Origin of the sequence: Sphingomonas sp. CCH9-F2 (assembly GCF_001556735.1) — a bacterium.
Lineage (GTDB): Bacteria > Pseudomonadota > Alphaproteobacteria > Sphingomonadales > Sphingomonadaceae > Sphingomonas > Sphingomonas ginsenosidimutans.
On the sequence record NZ_LSJO01000313.1, the window covers coordinates 1 to 3,239 of the forward strand.

General features: G+C 70.5%; 3 protein-coding genes. 2 read left to right on the forward strand and 1 reads right to left on the reverse strand.

Features of this window, described 5'->3' with window-relative positions:
* A partial coding sequence (locus AX685_RS09190; RefSeq protein ID WP_066487792.1) for a cation:proton antiporter domain-containing protein occupies positions 1-1,532 on the forward strand: 1,532 nt, incomplete at its 5' end.
* Complete coding sequence (locus tag AX685_RS09195) at positions 1,529-1,861, forward strand: DUF423 domain-containing protein (RefSeq protein WP_066487794.1); 333 nt, start codon at positions 1,529-1,531, stop codon at positions 1,859-1,861. The genes AX685_RS09190 and AX685_RS09195, both read left to right, overlap by 4 nt.
* A gap of 2 nt (positions 1,862-1,863) precedes the next feature.
* Here AX685_RS09195 and AX685_RS09200 read toward each other — a convergent pair.
* Positions 1,864-3,239, reverse strand: a 1,376-nt coding sequence (locus AX685_RS09200) for an MFS transporter (RefSeq protein ID WP_066487800.1), incomplete at its 5' end; no start/stop codon positions are given.

The window sequence follows — 3,239 nt, forward strand, 5'->3', positions numbered from 1 at the left end:
GCCCGCCGCGATTGTGGCGGTTGAAGGAGGATATCCTCGGCCTGGGGCTGTTGCAGGTAGTAGCGTGCGGCATCGCGATCGCCGCGATCCTGGCGGTGGCGGCGCATTTCTCGCTCGCCGCCGCGCTGGCGGTGGGGATGCCGCTGGCGCTGTCCTCGACCGCGCAGGTGCTGCCGATGCTGCAATCGTCGGGACGGCTGCGCACGCCGTTCGGGGAGCGCGCCTTCTCGATCCTGCTGTTCCAGGACCTGTCGATCATCCCGATGATCACGATCATCACCGCGATGAGCCGCAATCCCGCCGACATGGGCGGTCCCCCGGGCTGGGTGCTGGTGGTGTATACCGTGCTGGCGATCACCGGGCTGGTCGCGGCGGGGCGGTTCGTGCTGCGCCCGCTCTTCAGGCTGATCGGCAACCTGGGCGAGCGCGAGATGTTCGTGTTCGCGGCGCTGTTCACCGTCATCGCGGCGGCGGCGTTGATGCAGTCGCTGGGGCTGTCGACCGCACTGGGCGCGTTCGTGGCGGGCGTGATGCTGGCGGACAGCCCGTACCGGCATGAACTGGAAACCGATGTCGAGCCGTTCCGCTCGATCCTGCTCGGGCTGTTCTTCCTGTCGGTCGGCATGATGCTGAACCTAGAGGCGATCGCCGAGCGGCCGCTGTTCGTCGTCGCGATGGCCGCGGCGCTGATCGCGACCAAGACGGTGATCGTCACCGTGCTGGGCCTCGTCTTCCGCATGAAGTGGCGGCCGGCGCTGGCGCTGGGGCTGCTGCTGAGCCAGGGGGGCGAATTCGGCTTCGTCCTGCTCGGGCAGGCGCAGAACGCCTATCTGATCGCGCCGGAGGCGGCGAGCCTGTTCGGCGCGATCATCACGCTGTCGATGGCGACCACGCCGTTCCTGATGGCCGCGACCCGCGCGTTCCGCGAACAGCCGCTGGCCAGCGACGACGCGCGCGACGGACCGACCGCCGATGGCGCCAATGCGGTGATCGTCGGCTATGGCCGGTTCGGGCAGACGGTGGGCCAGATGCTGCTGGCGCAGGACATCCCCGTCACGCTGATCGACACCGATATCGAGATGATCGATATCGCCGCGGAATTCGGGTCGAAGGTCTATTACGGCGACGGCACGCGCATCGACCTGCTGCGGCAGGCGGGCGCGGCCGAGGCGGAACTGATCCTGTTCTGCATGGACGGCGATCAGCTGGACGCGACCACGGTCGAGGCGATCCATGAAGCGTTCCCGAAGGCCGCGCTGTACGTTCGCGCGTTCGATCGCCGCGCGCTGGTGAAGCTGAAGGGCGGGCCGACGCGCTATGTCGTGCGCGAGGTGCTGGAATCGGCGATCCGCATGGCGCGGCTGGCGATGCGCGACCTGGGCGTGTCGGCCGCCGATATCGACCGGGCGGAGGACATGTACCGCGCGCGCGACAAGGAACGGCTGCGTATCCAGATCGAGGCGGGCGACCTGCGCGCCGCGCGGGCGCAGGTAGCAGCGGAACAGCCGTGGGGCGGAGGAGGCGCGCAATGAACCTGGTGCTGGTGCTGGCAGCACTGTCGGGCGCGATGGCGGTGGGCGCGGGGGCGTTCGGCGCGCATGGCGCCAGCGGCGCGGCGGTCGAGTGGCTGAAGACCGGCGGACACTATCAACTGGTCCACGCGGTCGCGGCGATCGTCGCGCTGCGGATGGAGCTGCGCGGGCCGGCGTGGCTGTTCGTCGCGGGCGCCGGCATCTTCGCGGGCACGCTGTACCTGATGGCGCTGGGGCTGCCGCGCTGGCTTGGCGCGATCACGCCGATCGGTGGCACGCTGCTGATCGCCGGATGGCTGTGGCTGGCGGTAGCGGCGCTGCGCGGCTGAGGTCAGCGCACCGACACCGCCGGCTGCGCGTCGTCCGCCTCCACCCCCTTCGGATCGCGGATCGACGGGCGCAGCCGCGCCAGGCTGCATAGCCCCGCGACCAGCGCCAGACCAGCCGACACCAGCGGCGGCACATTGCCCGCGCCGACGCCGAGCGCGAGCAGCGCGGCGACCAGCGTCGCCCCCGTCGTCTGCCCGACCAGCCGCACCGTGCTGACGAGGCCCCCGGCTGCCGCCGCCCGCTCGCGCGGGGCCGAGCCGATGATGAGCCGCGCATTGGGCGGCAGGAACGTGCCGAAGCCCGACCCGCACAGCGCCATCCGCCACGCGATGTCGAAATAGCTGGGGTCCGCGGGCATGAATGCGATCAGCAGCAGCGCGACGAACGAGATCGCCATGCCGATCCCGCCGAGCAGCCCCGCGGGTATCCGGTCCGACAGCCAGCCGGTCAGCGGCGCGACGATCATGTTGGTCAACGGCCACGGCGCGATCGCGGCGCCCACCGCCGCGGCGGTGAAGCCGAATTCGTGGGTCAGCCGGAAGGGCGTCGACAGCAGCAGCGTCATCGACGCGACGAAGGCGGTGAACCCGCCTAGTGTCGACAACGCGATGACCGGGCGGCCGAGCAGATCGATCGGCAGGATCGGAACGGTCGTCGCACGCTCGCGCCGGACGTAGATGACGCCGACAGTGATCCCCAGCGCAACGATCGCGGCGGAGACGACCGGGCTGTCGCCGTGGACCGCGCTTTCCGCGCCGCCGATCGTCAGTCCGAACATCGCCGCGCACATCGCCGCGCCGGTCAGGTCGAACTTCCCGTCCCGCGGCGGCGTGTCGGGCAGCGCGCGGCCGAGCAGCAGCGAGGCGATCGCGAACGGGATCGCGCTGGCGAACACCCACGGCCATGGCGCGACCGACAGCACCAGCCCGCCGATCGTCGGCGCGGCGGCGGCGCTGCTCGACACGATCACCGAATTGATGCCCAGCCCGCGCCCCAGCTGCGCCGCGGGATAGGTCTGGCGGATCAGCGCGGAGGCGACCGCCAACGCGCCGGCCGCGCCGATCGCCTGAACCGCGCGCACCACCAGCAGGAACGGCAGGCTGTTGGCGAAGAAGCACAGCAAGGTCGCGGCGGTGAAGATCAGCTGACCCAGCTGATACATCCGCTTCAGCCCGATCCGCTCGCCCAACCCCGCGAACGGCAGCATCAGCATGACGAGCATCAGCTGATAGACGGTGACGATCGCCACCACCGAGGATGACCCGACGTGCAGGTCGCGTGCGATCGTCGGCAATGCGACATTGGCGACGCCGCCGTCGATGATGACCAGCGCGGTGCCGAAGCACAGCGCGGCGATGGCGGCATAGCGGCGCGCTG

Coding starts and splice junctions, on each gene's coding strand:
- AX685_RS09195 (WP_066487794.1), top strand. CDS start 1,529: ATGAACCTGGTGCTGGTGCTGGCAGCACTGTCGGGCGCGATGGCGGTG.